At 66.5% G+C, this 17,471-nt stretch carries 17 protein-coding genes; 8 read left to right on the forward strand and 9 right to left on the reverse strand.

The genetic code is table 11. The annotated features are described in order from the left end of the window. Positions 1-66: 66 nt before the first annotated feature. Entirely contained in the window at positions 67-954 is an 888-nt protein-coding gene (locus NS6_RS01290) for a Sco1979 family transcriptional regulator (RefSeq protein WP_068035392.1), read from the forward strand. Positions 955-1,036: 82 nt separating this feature from the next. On the opposite strand, the gene NS6_RS01295 is transcribed toward NS6_RS01290, so the two are convergent. The 4 genes from NS6_RS01295 to NS6_RS01310 all read right to left on the reverse strand — a co-directional run bounded on the left by NS6_RS01295 (position 1,037) and on the right by NS6_RS01310 (position 3,107). Beyond that, entirely contained in the window at positions 1,037-1,264 is a 228-nt protein-coding gene (locus NS6_RS01295) for a hypothetical protein (RefSeq protein ID WP_068036029.1), read from the reverse strand. Between the two features lie 261 nt (positions 1,265-1,525). Then, positions 1,526-2,185, reverse strand: coding sequence for an NAD(P)H-binding protein (locus NS6_RS01300; protein ID WP_068035394.1), 660 nt, complete (start codon positions 2,183-2,185; stop codon positions 1,526-1,528). 19 nt (positions 2,186-2,204) lie between these two features. Next, positions 2,205-2,723 carry a DUF2599 domain-containing protein gene (locus tag NS6_RS01305; RefSeq protein WP_068035396.1) on the reverse strand — a complete coding sequence of 173 codons (519 nt, stop codon included), beginning with the start codon at positions 2,721-2,723 and terminating at the stop codon, positions 2,205-2,207. A 138-nt stretch (positions 2,724-2,861) separates the two neighbouring features. Then, positions 2,862-3,107: a hypothetical protein gene (locus NS6_RS01310; RefSeq protein ID WP_068035398.1), complete on the reverse strand. Its 246-nt coding sequence runs from the start codon at positions 3,105-3,107 to the stop codon at positions 2,862-2,864. 262 nt (positions 3,108-3,369) lie between these two features. Here NS6_RS01310 and NS6_RS01315 point away from each other — a divergent pair, with 262 nt between their 5' ends. The 4 genes from NS6_RS01315 to NS6_RS01330 all read left to right on the forward strand — a co-directional run bounded on the left by NS6_RS01315 (position 3,370) and on the right by NS6_RS01330 (position 8,188). Further along, positions 3,370-4,332 carry a Sco1979 family transcriptional regulator gene (locus NS6_RS01315; RefSeq protein WP_084470520.1) on the forward strand — a complete coding sequence of 321 codons (963 nt, stop codon included), beginning with the start codon at positions 3,370-3,372 and terminating at the stop codon, positions 4,330-4,332. A gap of 175 nt (positions 4,333-4,507) precedes the next feature. Continuing rightward, positions 4,508-5,509 carry an RsbRD N-terminal domain-containing protein gene (locus NS6_RS01320; protein WP_068035401.1) on the forward strand — a complete coding sequence of 334 codons (1,002 nt, stop codon included), beginning with the start codon at positions 4,508-4,510 and terminating at the stop codon, positions 5,507-5,509. Between the two features lie 39 nt (positions 5,510-5,548). After that, positions 5,549-6,583 carry an alpha/beta hydrolase gene (locus NS6_RS01325; RefSeq protein WP_084470521.1) on the forward strand — a complete coding sequence of 345 codons (1,035 nt, stop codon included), beginning with the start codon at positions 5,549-5,551 and terminating at the stop codon, positions 6,581-6,583. 405 nt (positions 6,584-6,988) lie between these two features. Next, positions 6,989-8,188 carry an esterase/lipase family protein gene (locus NS6_RS01330; protein WP_068035405.1) on the forward strand — a complete coding sequence of 400 codons (1,200 nt, stop codon included), beginning with the start codon at positions 6,989-6,991 and terminating at the stop codon, positions 8,186-8,188. Positions 8,189-8,309: 121 nt separating this feature from the next. On the opposite strand, the gene NS6_RS01335 is transcribed toward NS6_RS01330, so the two are convergent. Beyond that, complete coding sequence (locus NS6_RS01335) at positions 8,310-9,893, reverse strand: GMC family oxidoreductase (RefSeq protein ID WP_443093651.1); 1,584 nt, start codon at positions 9,891-9,893, stop codon at positions 8,310-8,312. A gap of 156 nt (positions 9,894-10,049) precedes the next feature. Between NS6_RS01335 and NS6_RS01340 the strand changes: the two genes are divergently transcribed. Further along, positions 10,050-10,691, forward strand: a complete 642-nt coding sequence (locus NS6_RS01340) for a hypothetical protein (RefSeq protein WP_068035409.1) — start codon at positions 10,050-10,052, stop codon at positions 10,689-10,691. Here NS6_RS01340 and NS6_RS01345 read toward each other — a convergent pair. Beyond that, positions 10,669-11,283: a TetR/AcrR family transcriptional regulator gene (locus tag NS6_RS01345; protein WP_084470522.1), complete on the reverse strand. Its 615-nt coding sequence runs from the start codon at positions 11,281-11,283 to the stop codon at positions 10,669-10,671. The genes NS6_RS01340 and NS6_RS01345 overlap by 23 nt on opposite strands. A gap of 96 nt (positions 11,284-11,379) precedes the next feature. Between NS6_RS01345 and NS6_RS01350 the strand changes: the two genes are divergently transcribed. Further along, on the forward strand, positions 11,380-12,213 hold the full coding sequence (locus tag NS6_RS01350; protein WP_068035414.1) for an acyl-CoA thioesterase: 834 nt from the start codon (positions 11,380-11,382) through the stop codon (positions 12,211-12,213). A 33-nt stretch (positions 12,214-12,246) separates the two neighbouring features. Here NS6_RS01350 and NS6_RS01355 read toward each other — a convergent pair whose 3' ends face one another. Beyond that, a complete protein-coding gene (locus NS6_RS01355) occupies positions 12,247-13,965 on the reverse strand; it encodes a GMC family oxidoreductase N-terminal domain-containing protein (protein WP_068035416.1) in 1,719 nt (572 codons plus the stop codon). Positions 13,966-14,063: 98 nt separating this feature from the next. On the opposite strand from NS6_RS01355, the gene NS6_RS01360 reads away from it, so the two are divergent. Next, positions 14,064-14,771 (forward strand): TetR/AcrR family transcriptional regulator, encoded by a 708-nt coding sequence (locus tag NS6_RS01360; protein ID WP_068035417.1) that lies wholly within the window; start codon positions 14,064-14,066, stop codon positions 14,769-14,771. A gap of 5 nt (positions 14,772-14,776) precedes the next feature. Here the strand turns inward: NS6_RS01360 and NS6_RS01365 are convergent, their stop codons facing one another. Both NS6_RS01365 and NS6_RS01370 read right to left on the reverse strand, forming a co-directional pair. Beyond that, positions 14,777-15,967: an AI-2E family transporter gene (locus tag NS6_RS01365; protein WP_245669086.1), complete on the reverse strand. Its 1,191-nt coding sequence runs from the start codon at positions 15,965-15,967 to the stop codon at positions 14,777-14,779. 67 nt (positions 15,968-16,034) lie between these two features. Continuing rightward, on the reverse strand, positions 16,035-17,360 hold the full coding sequence (locus tag NS6_RS01370) for a family 1 glycosylhydrolase (protein WP_068035419.1): 1,326 nt from the start codon (positions 17,358-17,360) through the stop codon (positions 16,035-16,037). Between the last annotated feature and the right edge of the window lie 111 nt (positions 17,361-17,471).

Raw genomic sequence — 17,471 nt, forward strand, 5'->3', positions numbered from 1 at the left:
CGGCGTGGTGCGTCGCGGATTGCATTGTGGCGCACCGTGGGTTAACCCGAAAGCGGAGACGACTCCATGATCGCAGAGCCCGAGAACCGTGGTGGCAAGCAACCCGTTGAGGCGGAGCGTGGCCCCACGGTCCTACGTATAGCTCTGGGCGGCCAGCTACGGAAATTGCGTGAGAGCAAGAGGATCACCCGCGAGGCCGCGGGTGATGCCATTCGCGGCTCTCATGCCAAGATCAGCCGGCTCGAACTGGGCCGGTCGAGCTTCAAGGAACGCGATATCCGGGACCTGCTGACGCTGTACGGCATCACCGATCCCGAAGAACGTGAGAGCTTTCTCGATCTCGCGCGCAAAGCCAATGAGCCTGGATGGTGGCATCGCTACGGCGATCTGCTGCCGTCCTGGTTTGGGCAATACCTGGGTCTGGAACACGCCGCGAGCAAAATCCGCACCTACGAATCGCATTTGGTACCGGGCCTTTTGCAAACTCCGGATTATGCGCGTGCGGTGGTGACGCTCGGTTACGAGGACGCCGATACCGATCGGCGGGTGGCTTTCCGGCAGCGCCGACAGGAGATTTTGCACCGCAACGATCCGCCGGTCGTCTGGGCGGTGATCGACGAGGCGGCACTGCATCGTCCCGTCGGCGGTCCCGAGGTACACCGGTCGCAGATGGAGCATCTGCTGGACCTGACCCGTTTGCCGAATGTCACCATTCAGGTCGTCCCGTTCTCCGCTGGCGAACATCCCGCGGCGGGAAGCTCTTTCACCATTCTGCGTTTCGCCGAGCCGGATCTGCCGGATATCGTGTATCTGGAGCAGTTGACGAGCGCGCTCTATCTGGACCGCCGCGAGGATTTGGCACTGTACCTGTCGGTGATGGACCGGTTGAGTGTGCAGGCCGCGACGCCGGAGAAATCCCGGTCGATAATCGCCGAATACACGAAAGGCCTGTAATTACAGGCAAATAAGCGGCGGGCGGGAGAATTCAGCACCGCCCCGGCGCCGAGTCGCCGAGACGGTGGATCAACCGCGTCCGTCAGGCCCGGATGAACGTCGACGCCACGCGCCAGAAGGTATCCGGCTGCAACGACCGGAAATCCCAGTCGTCGGACAGCGCGTGAACCGTGGTGACGATCTGGTCGATATCGAAATCGTCACGTGTTGCTGCGCCGGTGGATTCGACTGCGTCGATCACGAACTCGACGGCCGTCTCGCGGGACGAACCGGTGCGGAGACCACCGTCGCGGACGCTGAATGTATTCATATCAATACCGTTCGCCGGCTTGCCGATCGGGGCAGGATCCATTCGGGTAGTGCTACTACCGAATCGGTTCGGACCCGCTGGGCTGTCCCGCAGCTGTGGCAGTAAATCACTGGCGAATGTTGTCGTCGGCTCACTCACGCGGCCTCCCCTTGTTTTCCCCTGTATAGCGGTGTGGGATGAGTCTAGGTCGGTAGTGCTTTCAAATGCAAGTACATCTGCACGATCGATTCATTGTGTCGTAACGGTTTTCGGATGATCTTGTCAGTCCGCCAGGGCGGCCACCGCCGCCTCGATCGGGGTGTCACCGGAGACCAGTTCCAGCGTATGACCGGCCGTATGCCCGGCATCGAGCAGTGCGGCCACGACATCGGCGACATCGGCGCGCGGAATGTCGCCGCGGCCGATTCGCGGTGGCGCGAGAGTGACCGACCCCGTGCCGGGTTCGTCGGTGAGGCGGCCCGGACGCAGAATGGTCCAATCCAGGTCGCGGCTGCGCAGGTCGTCCTCGGCCTGTGTTTTCGCCTCGATATAGGCGGCCCAGACGTCGTCGGTTCCAGGTGCCGGCGCAAGACCGGTTCCCATGGCCGAGATCTGCACGAACCGTCGGGTGCCCACTCGTTCGGCGGCCTCTGCGAGAAGAACCGAGCCGTCCCGGTCCACGGTGTACTTGCGGGCCGTGCCGCTGCCCGGCCCGGCGCCGGCGGCGAACACTGCCGCGTCGGCTCCCTGCAGGGTCGCGGCGAGATCGGTCACCACCGCTTGTTCGATATCCAGCACCACCGGTTCGGCGCCGGTAGCGTAGACGTCGGAGGCGTGTGCCGGATTGCGGATCAGCGCTATCGCGCTGTGTCCGCGGCCGGTGAGCCGTTCAGCGAGCAGTAGAGCGATCTTGCCGTGTCCACCTGCGATGACGATACGCATACCGGACTCCTCTCATATCTCAGCGTTCGGGTCCGCCGGGGTTGCAGGCGGCGCCGACGGTCTCGTCGTAGCCCACCGGCGGCCGCCAGGGCTCCAGATTCCAAGTGGGTTTATCGGGCGCGACGAGCCGCGCCCACTCCCAATGGCAGCGGAATTGGTCCCACATTCCGGGAGTGTCCGCGTCCGGGTCGAGTAGGTTGATTTCCTGCCAGGCGCGTTGCGCGGCGCCGGGGAAGGTGGTGGCGCGGCCCGCGCCGGTCGGGTGGACCATGAGACGTGGACCGTCGATGTTCGAGGTCCATTCCAGCCGGTCGATCAACGGCATCCCGGCGTAAGGATCGACGACGGGGGTGGAACTGCGGGCGACGGTCGACACCGCTGAGCCGGTCGGACGCACGGTCGCCGGGAGCGCGGTGGTGGTTTCGGCCGCTGCGACGTCCACCGGCTCCGGTGGGCCGGGAGAACCGCAGCCGGTGAGCAGCGCCGCGCACAGGAGAGCGAACGAACCGGCCACCCGGGGTGTGGGGTCGGTCGGCATCTACGCTCCTGCGGTCGGTTCCGGCGGTTCGCCGCGCCGGTACTTCCGAGCTTAGAGGTCGGGGCCGTGATCATGGGGGGACGCACGCCGAGCGTGCCGTGGGTTTCCGGATGTGCGGGGGAGTCGGTTCGAAGTAGGTCAGCGCCACAGGGTGTGACACGGTAGCCGGCGCAGTCCGGGCCGGATCTTGCTGTCCACGGTGACCGTGAGTCCCGAATAGACGGCGGCGGAGGTGAACTCCCAGGCCTCGGTGTTGGTTGCTGCGTACTCCAGCACGAGGGCATTGTCGGGTACCGGGCCGTCGAAGTAGACGGTTACCCGGCGGGTGAGGTTGTCGCGACTGTGGTTGTCGCGTTCGGCCGTGGCCGGTGCTGTGGCGTCCACGATTCACGCCTCCTTCCGGGCAGCGTCACCATCGACGCCGTTGTGTGTAACCATAAGTCCTGGCCATGGGTGAGAACATGTTCCAGAATCGGTTCTGGGCGATTCACAGCGTGTTTCGGTCCCACTCGGGCGAGGTCACGAAGCGCCGCGGCCCGGTCGGCAACGTTTCGGCGGCCGGGTGACGCCCGTGATCGGTGAATGTCGTTCACGCCACGGGAGTTTCGTTTGGTCTCCCGTGCCGCTCCCATGCGAAACTCGAATAATGGGTGCTTCTGGGATGCGATCGGCGTTGGAGACGGCTGCCTCGACCGGGGCGGGGGCCACGGCGCGGGCCGCGGTGGACGGTGGACCCACGGTGCTACGCATGGTGCTCGGGGGCCGGTTGCGGCGGCTGCGTGAAGCCAGCGGTCTATCCCGGGAGCAGGCCGGTGATCACATTCGCGGGTCGGATTCCAAGATCAGCCGGCTCGAGCTGGGCCGGACCAGTATCCGCGAGCGTGATCTGGTGGATCTGCTCCAGCTCTACGGGATCATCGACGCCGAGGAACTGGCGGCGTTCCAGGAACTGGCCCGCCAGGCGAATACCTCGGGCTGGTGGCACCGCGACAACGACTGGCTCCCGAAATGGTTCGATATGTATCTGGGCCTGGAGCAGGCGGCTCAGGTGATCCGGTGTTACGAACCGCGTGCGGTGCCCGAACTGCTGCAGACCCCGGAATACGCGCGGGCCCTGCTCACGCTGGCGCACCCGGGGGAGGCAGCCGAAGCCATCGAGCGGCGGGTGGCCTTGCGGATGCGACGGCAGCATATTCTGAACCGGCCGCATCCGCCGCATCTCTGGTTGATCGTCGAAGAGGCGGCGCTGATCCGCCGGATCGGCGGGTCCCGGATCTGGTCGGCCCAGATCGACCGATTACTGGCCGCCGCCAAACAGCCACATGTCACCGTGCAGGTTCTGGCCGACCATGTCGGCGGCCCGGCCATGACCGACGGCGCGTTCACCTATCTGCGGTTCGCGGAGGCCGATCTTCCCGATATCGTGTACCTACAGCAGCTCACCGGCGCGTTGTACCTGGACAAGCAGGCCGATCTGGATGCCTACCGGTCGGTCGCCAACCAGTTGTCGGTGCATGCCGCACCTCCGGAGCACACCCCCGGGTTACTGGCGGCCCTGCGGCGTCGGCAGCCGCGGGTCCTGGACCAGCCGGTGCGCCGGGAAATCTGAATCCGGGGAATCGGCCTGCCACCGGTGCGGGCAAGTGTCGCCCCGCACTCCGTAGTTTCCCTGTCGTTACCTATTTGTGACCGAACCCAATTCGCGGTCGCATCCCTGATGAACTATCCGGACTGACGCCGGATGGGCCCCTGGCGCCCCGGCTGCTGGTTACTGTCCAGTAGTTATGGTGGGCAGTAAGGCAGCCGGCTCCGGAAACGCAGACCTGGAAGCCGAACTCGTAGCGCATTTCCGTTGTGCCGAACCGGAAATGGACGCGGCCGATATGGTCACCACCATCCGGCACTGTCTGGCGGCGGCTCACGACCTCTGTGCACGGCCCGCCGCGGCAGCAACTATCACCGCCGCGGCCACGCGCTGGGCCCGGGAAGGGGTGGCCCTGGAAGCCGTGCTCACGACCTGCCACGACTGCGCGCGCAGCGGCTTCGAATTCCTTGCGGCGCGAATGGCGGACGCCGCGGGCGGGCAGCCCATGGCCGATACCGCCCGTCTGCTGGTGCGGGCCGTCGAGGTGGTGACCACCGCGGCCGCCACCGCATACCTGGACGAACACCGGATCGTGGCCCGCGAGCACCAGACCTCGGCGCAGACGATGGTGGCGGCCCTGCTTGCCGGCCACGGGGTGAGCGCGCTGGCGAGAAGGTCGGGTCTACGCGTCGCGCCCGCGTATCAGGTGGTGGCCCTGGCGATCCCGCCGAACGCCGAGGAGCGGGCCGGCGGGCCCGGCGCGGCCTCGGCGGGCCGCCGCAAGCTCCGCCGGGTACAGGCGGCCCTGGGGGCACCGCTGGGTTCACGTTCCCTGCCGCTGCTGCATGCCGACGGGGGCACCGTGCTGATTCCCCTGGAAGCAGCGCACGACACCGGTGCCGGTCCGATGACAGCAGCAGTGATGAGCGCCGACGTGTTGCAGCTGGTCGCCGAAGCCGCGGAGACCCTACCGACCGCGACCGTGGCCGCCGGTTCCACCGAGCAGATCCCGGAACTGGCCGGTCGCGCCCATGAAGTATTGGACCGGTTGCGCGCCGGAGGGCGGCCACCCGGCCTGTACCGGATCGCGGAAGGCAGGCCCGTGGAGCCGGATTCAGTGGTGAACGCGCGGCAGGTGCGCCGGCTGTCGCACGTCATATCCGGTGCGCCTGTCGGGCGAGGCAAACCGGGGGCGGCGTGACCGGGGGGCTGGATGATAAGTGGTATCGCGAGGTGTGAGATGAGATCCCGGTTGACGGTTCTGGCCGCACTGGCCGTACTGAGTGTCGCTGCCACCGCTCCCTCCGCGGTCGGAATCCCGCGGGTGGAGTCGCCCGGCGCGCCGCCGGGCCCCGCCGCCGAGTCCGAGCAGTCGAGGCCGCAGTTGCTGCGGGTCGAGGTGCTGAGCGATCGCCGGATCCGCTTGCATATCCGCTCTGTGGCCATGCGCCGGGAGATCGCGATCGACACCTTGGTCGGCACCGGCCCGGCGCCGCGGCCCACGCTGTACCTGCTGGACGGGGTGGACGGCGGCCCTACCTCGGGTTGGCTGAACGAAGGCGGCGCCGCGGAATTCTTCGCCGACAAACCGGTCGATGTCGTGCTGACCACCGGCGGTACCGCGAGTCTGTATGCGGACTGGATCCGGGTGGACGCCGCCCTGGGCCTGAATCGGTGGGAGACCTTCCTTACCGAGGAGCTACCGCCGATCGTCGAGAAGTATCTGGGGTCCAACGGTGTCCGCGCGATCGCCGGGGTATCCATGGGCGCGCAGGCGGCGATGATGCTGACACAGCGGCATCAAGGATTCTACCGGGGCGTTGCCGGGTTGAGCGGCTGCTATTCCACCGCCGACCAACTCGGACGTGCGGTCACGGTGATGACGGTGGCCTCCCGCGGCGGTAATCCGGAGAACCTGTTCGGTCCGCCGGCCTCGCCGGAATGGCGTGCCCACGACAGTCTGCTCGGCGCGGAGAAGCTGCGGGGTACCGAGATCTATCTTTCGGTGGCCAACGGAACGCCGAGTGGTGCGGCCAAGATGTCGATCGGGGACAGCCCGGAGATCTTGGCGGTATTGCTGGGAGGCGGCTCATTGCTGGAACAGGGCGCGCGCCTGTGCACTGAACGTCTGGCCGCCCGCTTGGGCGAACTCGGTATTCCCGCAGTCGTCGATCTATTGCCGGAAGGTATGCATTCCTGGCCTGATTTCGAGGTCCAATTGCATCGGAGCTGGCCCACCCTCTCTCGTGCCTTGGAGATTTCCGGACGCCCCTGAAGAGCGGCGGTATCTCTAGTGGGTGGGGCGGTCGGCGCGCAGCGGGAATCGGGACTTCCGAAAATTTGGGGACCGAATCGACGTGTATCGGAATGTGAGACTACATTTTCTGGCGCCTGGACGTGATCGATTAGTGAATTATGATGTTATTGGATAATTCACGGAATGAGGTCGCGTTTTTCAGGGCGCGCAACAGCGTCCATCGACAGCTTCCGTGAATTCGCTTCCGAATCGTCTGTGACGGTGACCAAGCCGGTTCGAACGCTTTGGTGAGCTTTCCAGGACTGCTGCCGGAATCATTGGAGAACCGCTCCGCGGGCCATACGGTCGGCGGAACTTCCCTGCTGCGAAATATATGCGCGGCAACGGAATCGGACGACGATATTATCGGCAGAAAGGGTCCTGATGATTCGACCTACCTCCCGCCGGCTGCGCGCCGCGGTCCTGGGCGCCGCCACCGCACTCGTTTTCGGGTTCACCGGTCCGGGCGCGAATGCGGACCCGCCGGTGGTTGCCACGGAACAGGACCTGGCCGACTACATCGCGGCCGGCCGGACCGCGGGACCGGTGGCCCATTCCGGAAGCGCCAGCGGGTCGGCCTGTCACTCGGGCAGCGGAGCGGGTTCGGGTAACGGCTCCGGGGACTGTTACGGCGGATCGGGCAGCAGTTCGGGTCTGTCGGGCGGGTACTCCTCCGATACCGTCGGCCACGGTCCCCCACAGACGGCCTTCCTGTCGGCCTTCGCCCACGGCCTGTTCAACGCCGATGCCGCGCCGCCGGGAGCCAACGACTGGAACTGCACACCCAGTGCCGAACATCCGCGGCCCGTGCTGCTTGTCCACGGCACCTGGATGAACGCCTACAACGGTTTCGCGTTCATGGGGCAGCCGATCAAGGACGCGGGTTTCTGTACCTTCACCTTCAATTACGGCCGAGCAAACCTCATCCAGGGGGGCGGGCTCGGTTCGGTACTACCGGGCACCATGGGCACCGGCTACATCCAGGACTCGGCAAAGCAGCTGGCCGTTTTCGTGGACCGGGTGCTGGACGCCACCGGCGCCCCCGAGGTCGACATCATCGCGCATTCGCAGGGCGGCTCGATGTCGAACTGGTACACCAAGTTCGAAGGCGGGGCCGACAAGGTCGCGAAACTGATCACCTACGGGGCGACCCACCACGGCACCACTCTGGACGGAATCGGCGCGCTGGGCCGGGCCGTCAACAACTTCGGTATCGATGTCCTCGGATTCATCGAGATCTTCGTGGGCCACTCCGGGATCCAGCAGACGGTGGGCTCGGATTTCGTCAACGAACTGAACGCGGGCGGCGATACGGTGCCCGGTGTCGACTACACCGTCGTCGGTACCCGCTACGACGAGGTCACCACCCCCTTCGACCTGACCTTCCTGAAGTCCGGGCCCGCGGCGCCCGTCCGCAACATCACCCTGCAGGACGGCTGCGAACAAGATCTGTCGGACCACCTGACCATGATGTATTCGCCGCGTGCCCTCTCCATTGCCCTGCAATCACTGGACCCGGTGCAGTTCCCGGCGCTGCAGTGCACCTTCAACCCGTGGCTCATCGGTGGCAGCGGCAAACTGTGACACGCCGGTAGGACGGTGGTGGCGTCCGCCGCGCATCCGTCACCGATGGGCACGCCGGGAGGGGCTGTTTCTCCCGCGGAACGCCGGCGCTGTACCACGTCCACGCCGGCAGTTCCCCACCTCAGGAGCGGGTCAAGAACTCGGCAGCCTGGGCGCCGATGAACACGCTCGGCGCGTGGGTGTGGCCACGCACCAGGACCGGCATGATCGAGGCATCCGCCACCCGCAGCCCCTGGACTCCCCGCACCCGCAGTTGCGGGTCTACCACGCTCGCTTCGTCGGATCCCATCCGGCAGGTGCCGGCGGGATGGTAGAGCGTATGCGCGTATTGCTCGAGTGATTCGGTCCGGGTTTGCTCCGCCATTCCGTCGGTGGAGTCCGGCGGATAGCACAGCGCCCCGAGTACACCCTTCATGGCATCGGTACCGGCGATTTCGGCGCAGTGCCGCAAACCCGCCATCAGCGCGGCCCGGTCGGCGCCGTCGGGATCGGACAGGTACTTCGGGTCGATGACAGCTTTGGCGAGGGGGTCGTTCGAGGCCAGGGTGAGGGTGCCGCGGCTGCGCGGCCGCAACAGCACGGTGGCCAGGATGACCCCGTGCTCGGTCGGATCGATCAGGCCTTCGTGGTAGAAGGGCGCGGGCGCGTACACGAGTTCCAGATCGGGATACTCCAGGCTCGGGTCGCTGCGTACGAAACCGTAGGCCTCGCCGACATTCGATGTGAGCATGCCGCGATGCCGTATCAGGTAATTGACCAGCTGTCCTGGTTTTTCGGCGCCGAACAGCGAATCGGCGGTTACGGAGTAGCCGAGTCCCGCGACCAGATGGTCTTGCAGGTTGGCGCCTACCTCGGGAGCGTGCCGGCGGACGTCGATCCCGTGCCGTTCGAGTTCGGCCCGATCACCGATCCCGGACAGCATCAGCAACTGCGGGCTGTTGATCGCCCCACCACAGAGAATCACCTCCGTGGTGGCCCGCACCTGTTCCACCTGCCCGGCGCGGGAGAACTCGACCCCCACCGCGCGGTCTCCGTCGAACAGCACTCGCGTGGCGGTGGCATCCGGGAGCACGGTGAGGTTGCGGCGTTTCATGGCCGGCCGCAGGTAGCCGTCCGCGCTGCTCCAGCGCCGGCCACGGTGCTGGGTAACCATGGTTTGTGTGAACCCTTGTGGTTCGGGCAGATTCGCGGTTTCGACGGGAAACCCGCGTTCGGCGACCGCCCGCAGATAGGCGGCGGTGGACGGGCGCGGACTGCGCTGGTGCGAGATGTGCAGGGGCCCGCCCGTGCCGTGATCGTCGCCGGGGGGTCCTTCGACATCCTCGATGGTGCGGAACTGTTCGACAGCCTTGTCGAATCCCCAGTCCGGGCCGGCGGCCGCGGCCCATTCGTCGTAGTCGGCGCGGAAACCGCGAACCCACATCTGGGCGTTGAGCGAGGACGATCCGCCGAAGGTTTTTCCGCGCGGCCAGTAGATCTGCCGGTTACCGAGTTGCGGTTGCGGTTCGGTGAGATAGTCCCAGTCGTAGGGGCTGCGGAAGAGTTTCGAGAAGCCGGCCGGGATCTTGATGAACTTGTCCTTGTCGGCCGGTCCGGCCTCGAGCACGATCACCGACCGTCCTGGATCAGCGCTGAGCCGGTCGGCGAGCACTGCGCCCGCTGAACCCGACCCGACGATCACGTAGTCCGCACTGACTTCTGTCACCTTCGCACCTTTCGACATCGTGTAGGGCAAACATACGAGAGTCGGTCCGGGTGTGGGGCCGGATCGTGCCGGTGTCCCGGACACCGGTCGGTGAGGTATACCCGGATACCGCCGATTCGTGCTGCCGGACGTTCCTGCGCGGGGTATAACCGGCTCATGAGTTACCCGGTGGACCTCGGGGTGCTGCAGGCCGGTGCGATCGTCGTGATCATCGCCGGTGTGGCCCTGGTGATTTCGGCACTGACAGTGCTGCGTGGGAAGGGTACCCGCACCTCGCTCCTACGTGGTGGGTGCGGGCTGCTGCTCCTGACGGCCGCGGCGCTGGTGCTGTGGACAGTGACCCTCGTGCAGACCTATCTGGGTTTGACGGGCGAGGTCCGTGCCGCCCACATGACGGTGACCCCGGTTGCCGATGCGGAGCACCGGCTCGAGATCGACCTGACCCTGTACGACGAGGAGGGGGCGACAACCGAACGCAGCAGGCACCTCGTGGAAGGTGATCTGTGGGTATTGCAGGCGCAGATCGTCGAACTGGAGCCGTGGGTGAACGCGCTCGGCTTCCATTCCGGCTACAAGGTCTCCCGCCTGTACGGACAGCGGCTCGACGGTGTCGCGACCGGCCAGGACCATATCCTGCTCAACGGCGGTGATCGCGACTTCTTCCGCGAGATGACCGAAGACCGTTGGTTCACCGCGCCGTTCGTGCGTTCTGCCTACGGCAACGCGGTGATCGCGATGCCGGGGGAGTACGACGTCTACATCTCGCGAGATGCGATCAAGACCCGTCCCGCTGGATGACCGGTGCCTCGGCGCTCGCGCCGACCGCCGACCGGCACAGCACATTCAGCTCCTCGACCACGGTATCGAGCGCGGCGGGGGCACGTTCGGTGCGGGCAACGATGAGGGCGCCTTCCAAAGCGCTGACCACCAGCACGGCGACCGACCGAGCGCGTTGCGGCGCCGCGCCGTCGCGGACGAGTTTCCCGGCGATCAGGTCGCGCCAGATATCGAATGTGGCCCCTGCGGCGGCCACCGCATCCGGCTCATTGCCCAATGCGGCCGCGGCGATCGGGCAGCCGACGGCGTAGTCGCCGCGGTCGAGTCCGCGCGCGAGGGTATCGGCGAGTTCCCGCAGCGCGGCCGCAGTCTCCGGTGTATCCAGTACCCGGGTGAGTTCGCTGGTGACCCGCGCCCCGGCGGCTCTGGTCGCCTCCGTGATCAATTGCGTCTTCCCACCGGGGAAGTGGTGATAGACCGATCCGCGGGGAGCGCCGCTGGCGTTCAGGACATCGGCGAACGATACCGCCGCGACACCGCGCCGCCGGATGAGTGAGATCGCGCTGCGGATCATCGCCGCGCGGGGCCCGTCCGGATCCTTACGTCGTGGCATCACACCGCTCCCTGTTGCCTCCCATTCCTATGTATGTTGTCATACTTATATTCGTCCCACCACCCGAATACCACCACTAATCCCCAGGAGGACCCCGTGACGGGTATCGATGCGCCACCCCACCCCTTCGATACCGCGATCGCCACCGAGTACCTCGGCGGGCACCGTATCGCCGGCCGGACCTGCCCCGACTACGCGAACATGGTCGGCCCGTTCGGCGGTGTCACCGCGGCGGCGCTGCTGCGCGCCATCGAAGGACACCCCGACCGGCTGGGGGACCCGCTGGCGCTGACGGTCAACTACGCGGGTCCGATCGCCGACGGCCCGTTCGAGATCACCGCGCGTCCGGTTCGCACCAACCGCACGAATCAGCACTGGCAGCTCGAGCTCTCCCAGGACGGCGCGATCACCACCACCGCGACCGCGGTATTCGGCATCCGTCGCGACACCTGGTCGGATCTCGAACTCGCCATGCCCTCGGTGCCGGGCCCCGACCAGGCCGAACCGCAGGAGTTCCCGGAGTTCATCGCCTGGGGCCGCAACTACGATCTGCGGTTCCTCACCGGCGCCGTTCCCGACCCTGCTCCGACCGAAGCGCAGCCCGCAAGCCCGGATTCGGTGAGCACCCTCTGGCTGCGCGATCGGCCGGCCCGCCCGCTCGATTTTGCCGCACTCACCGCGATGTCGGATGCGTTCTACCCGCGGGTCTTCCTACGCCGGGGCCAGTACGTTCCCGCCGGAACGATCTCGCTCACCGTCTACTACCACGCAACCTCCGCCGAACTGGCTGCCCAGGGCACGGAATACCTGCTGGGCAGTGCCCGCGCCCACCGTTTCGCGCACGGCCATTTCGATCAGAACGCCCACCTGTGGGGTCACGACGGTACGTTGCTGGCCACCAGCCACCAGCTGGTGTACTTCAAGGGCTGAGCCCGCTGCCCGGGCTGAACCGCTCCGGTTGGTTCAGCCCGCCGCAGGATCGGTGACGGAAACGATCGGCAACCGCAGCGCGCCCGGCGCCGATTCCGGAACGACCGGGGCAAGTGGTGCCACCGGCGCGATCCGTCGATACCCGTCGCCCTGCGACGGCCGGCTGTCCTGCTCGCCCTTGTTCGGCCAGTACGCCGCGGCGCGCTCGGCCTGTGCGGTGATGGTCAGCGACGGGTTCACACCCAGGTTCGCCGATACCGCGGCGCCGTCGACCACACTCAGCGTCGGATATCCGAAAACCCGGTGATAGGCGTCGATGACCCCGGTCTCCCGGTCTGCGCCGATGGCAGCTCCGCCGAGGAAATGCGCGGTGAGCGGGATATTGAACACCTCGCCCCAGGTGCCGCCCGCGGTTCCGCCGATCTGCTCGGCCACCCGCCGGGTCGCCTCGTTGCCCGCGGGAATCCAGGTGGGGTTGGGTTGCCCGTGCCCCTGCCGGCTGGTCAATTTCCGCCCGAACAGGCCGCGCTTGGTGTAAGTGGTTATGGAGTTGTCCAGATGCTGCATCACCAGCGAAATGATGGTGCGTTCACTCCAGTTGCGTACGCTGAGGAAACTGACCAGCAGCAGTGGGTGCCGCAGCGCGATTCCCAGGAACCGCAACCACCGCGGGACACGGCCGCCGCCGTCGACCATCAGGGTCTGCAACAGCCCCATCGCGTTCGACCCCTTCCCGTAGCGCACGGGTTCGATATGAGTATCGGGGGTCGGGTGGATCGACGAGGTGATCGCGACGCCCCGGGTGAAGTCCTGGCCGGGCGCAAGTTTCTTGGTGGCGGCGCCGACGATGGATTCCGAGTTGGTGCGGGTGAGCAACCCGAGGCGGTCCGAGATTTCGGGCAGGATCCGGCGGTCGCGCATATCGTGCAGCAGCCGCTGGGTTCCCAGGGTGCCGGCAGCGACGACGACCTGCCGCGCGGTGTAGGTGCTGCGCTGTCTGCGGATCCACGCGCCTGTGCGTTCCGCTGTGACGGCCCAGCTTCCGTCGGCCTGCGGCCGCAATTCGGTCACCGTGGTCATCGGTACGACCCGCGCCCCGGCCTGTTCGGCGAGGTACAGATAGTTCTTGACCAGCGTGTTCTTTGCGCCGTATTTGCAGCCGACCATGCAGTCGCCGCATTCGACACAGCCTGTGCGGGCCGGTCCGACGCCACCGAAGTAGGGATCGTCGACAGTTTCACCCGGTTCGCCGAAGAACACCCCGACCGGTGTCTGTACGAAGGTGTCACCGACGCCCATATCCTCGGCGACCTGGCGGAACACTTCGTCTGCCGGGGTCATATGCGGATTCTGCACCACGCCGAGCATTCGTTTGGCCTGCTCGTAGTAGGGCGTGAGCTCGGCGCGCCAGTCGGTGATATCGCGCCACTGCGCATCCTGGAAGAACGGCTCCGGCGGAACATAGAGCGTGTTGGCATAGTTCAGAGAGCCCCCACCGACCCCGGCCCCGCCGAGGATGAGCACATTGCGCAGCGGATGGATCCGCTGGATGCCGTAGCAGCCCAGTTTCGGTGCCCACAGGAACTTGCGCAGGTCCCAGCTGGTTTTCGGTAGCTCGTCATCGGGATAACGGCGGCCCGCCTCGAGTACGCCGACGGTGTAGCCCTTTTCCACCAGGCGCAGCGCGGTGACACTGCCACCGAAGCCGGACCCGACGACGAGTACATCGAAATCCGTGATCGCCTCGGACATGGACTACTCCTCGCTTCGGAAAATCATCGGTGACTGGCGGTAACATTAACATAATGAATGGGGAGCGCCGATCACTTTTGTTGACACTGCTCTCTTGAATGGTCAGGCTGGTGCGGGTGACCACGCCTCGTGCCCGGGCCCGCGCCCAGACCATGTCGGATATCCTGCGCATCGCGCGCGAACATCTTGCCACCGGCGGGGCCTCGGCACTGTCCTTGCGCGCCGTGGCCCGTGATCTCGGAGTGGTCTCCTCGGCGGTTTACCGCTACGTCCGCAGTCGCGACGAACTGTTGACCCTGCTCGTGGTCGACGGCTACGACGCTCTCGGCGATGCCGTCGACGCCGCGCTCGCCGACGCCGTCGACGATCCCGTCGAACGCCTGCGGATCACCGCGCGCGCCGTCCACACCTGGGCACTGGCCGAACCGGCGTGGTACGGGCTGCTGTTCGGCACCCCCGTCCCCGGCTACACCGCACCGGCCGAACGCACCGTTATACCGGGAACGCGGGTGATCCTCACCCTGGTCCGGATCATCGCGGAGGCTCATGCCCGGCAGCTGCTGACCCGCCCCGCCGTGGACCCACCCGTATCGAGCACGCTCTCCCGCGATTTCACTCGAATCCGTGACGAATTCGATATGGACCTACCCGACTGGGCACTCGCCCGCGCGCTCACCGTCTGGTGCACCTTGTTCGGGGCCGTGAGTTTCGACGTCTTCGATATGTACGGCGGCGATACCTTCACCGACCGGGGGCAGGTGTTCGAACTCCATATCGCGGCGCTGGAATCGCTGCTCGGCGCCTGAACCGCCTATGACTTCTCGGCGACGCCGGGATCGTCGACCGGTATCGGCTCTTCGGAGGTCTCGGCACCTTCTTCGGACCGGGCGACCTGCACGTCGACCTGTTCGCTGATGTAGCGGATAACCACTGCCACCACGGCCACCACCGGGACCGCGAGGAACGCCCCGGTGATCCCGTACAGGGTGCCGCCCCCGGTAACGGCCAGCAGCACCACGACCGCATGCAGTTTCATGGTCCGGCTCTGCAGTACCGGCTGCAACACATTGCCCTCGAGCTGCTGCACCGCGATGATGATCACCAGCACGATCAATGCCGTGGTGAACCCGTTGCCCACCAGCGCCACCAGCACTGCGAGCGCACCCGCGACGAACGCGCCCACCATCGGGATGAAGCCGCCGAGGAAGGTCAGCGCGGTCAGCACGCCCCACAGCGGCACTCCGAGAATCACCAGGCCGAGGCCGATGAAGAAGGCATCGATAAAGCTGACCAGCGCCTGCGTGCGGATGAACCCCCCGAGTACCTGCCACACCCGGACCAGTACTTCCTCGAAATGCCGCCCGCTGCGACCGCCGAGGAACTTGTGCAGCCACGGCAAGAATTTCGGCCCGTCCTTGATGAAGAAAAACGACAGCACCAGTACGAGGAAGATGGTGACCAGCACCGAGGTCGCAGTGCTGACCCCGGTGAACACCCCGGACGCGATCTGTTCGGCACTGGACTGCACCCGCTCGACGACCGCGTCGACCGCCGAATCCAGCTGTTCGTCGCGGATGTTCAGCGGCGGCCCTTGCAGCCAGTCCCGGACGGTGTTGATCCCGCCGGTGGCCTTGTCGGAGAGCTCGGGCATCTGATCCACCACCGAGGGCACGATCAGTGCGATCCCGCCCGCGAGCACCCCGATGAACCCCACCAGAGTCAGCGATGCGGCAGCTGCCGGTGGCAGGCCGGCGCGCACCAGCAACCCCGTCGGCGGCCACAGCACGGTGGCGATCACGATCGCCAGCAGCACCGGTAACAGCACCACCCACAGTTTCGCGGCCAGGAACCCGAGCACCCAGGCCCCGGCCGCGATCGCCACGATGCACAACGCCCATTTCGCCACCCACAGCACCCCGGACCCGATCACGGCCCCCCGGTCCAGCCGGGTGCCGGCGGGCGTGCCGGTGCTGTCGTCGCGGATTTCTTTCTCCCCGTTCACCCGGCCAGTCTCGCATGACCCGCCGGTCCGGGCAGTGCACCACCTCGGCGGCGCGGTGGACGCCGGGTCAGCGCGGCACGGTCAGTTGATCGGCGCAGCTGGACAAACCGTCCACGATCGAGCACGCCGCCGGAGCCCGGGTCGGCCGGTAGTCGCCGGGTACACCACCTTGCCGGGTGATCGCGGTATAGGCGGCGACCGCATCGGTGGGGCGGCGGGTGAGTGCGGGATCGCCGAGAACATCGACGGTATAGAGCCCGAACCGCGGCGTGTAGGAACCCCACTCGTAGTTGTCGGTGAGGCTCCAGTAGTTGTAGCCCATGAGGTTCATTCCGTCGGCGGCCGCACGCTGCAGCCAGTAGACGGTGTCACGGAGTAGATCGGCACGGGTGTAACCGTCCGCGCGGGGCCTGCCGTTCTCGGTCGGCATGCTGTTCTCCACAATGTAGAGCGCTTTACCGGGAAACCGCCGCGCGTAATGGTCGAGCGCGTAGTAGATGCCCTCGGCCTGGAGCGACAACGTCCACAGTTTCGCGGGGTCCGGGAACTGGGTGAGCACGCTGTGCGGTGAGAATCCGTAGTAGTAGTCGATCCCGATGTAATCGAGCCGCGCCTCGATCCGGTCCACGAACGCACCGTTGATCATGTCGTCGGCGGCCGGAATGTAGGCGACATTGCTGCTGACCATCGCACCGGGTTGCACGCGGTGGATATGGTCGTAGGCGGCGTCGTGCGCGAGGGCCATTCGTTCCTGCATCGCCGGGATATCGCCGACACCGATCCCGCCGTAGCGCACCTCGTTCATGAGATAGGCCGCGGGTTCGTTGAAGGTGATCCACAGTGGTTCCGCCGCCGCATACCGGTCGACGACGGTCCGGGCGTTGGCCAGCCAGTCGTCGACCATGCCGGCGCGCCGCCATCCGCCGCGCTCGGCCTGCCATCCCGGATACACCCAGTGATCGAGGGTGAGCATCGGCCGCATACCCGCCGCACTGATGGCGCCGACGACCTCGTCGTAGAACTGGAACCCGGCCTCGTCCCATTCGCCCGGCCGCGGTTGTACCCGGGCCCATTCGATCCCGATCCGGTACACCCGCACCCCCAATTGCGCCGCCAGCGCGATATCGGATCGGAACCGCGAGTAGAAATCGACGGAATCGTGGTAGGGGTCCTCGGTTTTCCCGGCAGCGATATACCGGGTCCAGTTGCTGTCGGGGGCGTGCCCCTCGGACTGGAACCCCGACGACGCGACGCCCCACAGGAATCCGGGCCCGAGTGGTGCGACCTCCAGTGGGGGAGCGGGCCGCGCGGCCACCGGCCCCGTGCCCAGAGTCAGTGCCCCGGCGGCCAGGGCACCGGTGGTCAGAAAACGACGACGGTTCCATGGATCCATCCGACGGCCCTCCTCGTCTGTACCCGGCCGCGTACGCTCCGGCCTCGACGCAACAGCCTAACGGCCGGAGCCGAACCGATCCGGTGTTCCGCCAACCGAACTCAGGTAATA

The organism is Nocardia speluncae NBRC 108251 (assembly GCF_001613245.1).
In the GTDB taxonomy this organism is placed as follows: Bacteria; Actinomycetota; Actinomycetes; order Mycobacteriales; family Mycobacteriaceae; genus Nocardia; species Nocardia speluncae.

What these genes read in the sequence shown, in the direction of transcription:
- NS6_RS01290 (WP_068035392.1), top strand. Translation starts at nt 67, where the DNA reads ATGATCGCAGAGCCCGAGAACCGTGGTGGCAAGCAACCCGTTGAGGCG.
- NS6_RS01295 (WP_068036029.1), bottom strand. Translation starts at nt 1,264, where the DNA reads ATGAATACATTCAGCGTCCGCGACGGTGGTCTCCGCACCGGTTCGTCC.
- NS6_RS01300 (WP_068035394.1), bottom strand. Translation starts at nt 2,185, where the DNA reads ATGCGTATCGTCATCGCAGGTGGACACGGCAAGATCGCTCTACTGCTC.
- NS6_RS01305 (WP_068035396.1), bottom strand. Translation starts at nt 2,723, where the DNA reads ATGCCGACCGACCCCACACCCCGGGTGGCCGGTTCGTTCGCTCTCCTG.
- NS6_RS01315 (WP_084470520.1), top strand. Translation starts at nt 3,370, where the DNA reads ATGGGTGCTTCTGGGATGCGATCGGCGTTGGAGACGGCTGCCTCGACC.
- NS6_RS01320 (WP_068035401.1), top strand. Translation starts at nt 4,508, where the DNA reads ATGGTGGGCAGTAAGGCAGCCGGCTCCGGAAACGCAGACCTGGAAGCC.
- NS6_RS01325 (WP_084470521.1), top strand. Translation starts at nt 5,549, where the DNA reads ATGAGATCCCGGTTGACGGTTCTGGCCGCACTGGCCGTACTGAGTGTC.
- NS6_RS01330 (WP_068035405.1), top strand. Translation starts at nt 6,989, where the DNA reads ATGATTCGACCTACCTCCCGCCGGCTGCGCGCCGCGGTCCTGGGCGCC.
- NS6_RS01340 (WP_068035409.1), top strand. Translation starts at nt 10,050, where the DNA reads ATGAGTTACCCGGTGGACCTCGGGGTGCTGCAGGCCGGTGCGATCGTC.
- NS6_RS01345 (WP_084470522.1), bottom strand. Translation starts at nt 11,283, where the DNA reads ATGCCACGACGTAAGGATCCGGACGGGCCCCGCGCGGCGATGATCCGC.
- NS6_RS01355 (WP_068035416.1), bottom strand. Translation starts at nt 13,965, where the DNA reads ATGTCCGAGGCGATCACGGATTTCGATGTACTCGTCGTCGGGTCCGGC.
- NS6_RS01360 (WP_068035417.1), top strand. Translation starts at nt 14,064, where the DNA reads ATGGTCAGGCTGGTGCGGGTGACCACGCCTCGTGCCCGGGCCCGCGCC.
- NS6_RS01370 (WP_068035419.1), bottom strand. Translation starts at nt 17,360, where the DNA reads ATGGATCCATGGAACCGTCGTCGTTTTCTGACCACCGGTGCCCTGGCC.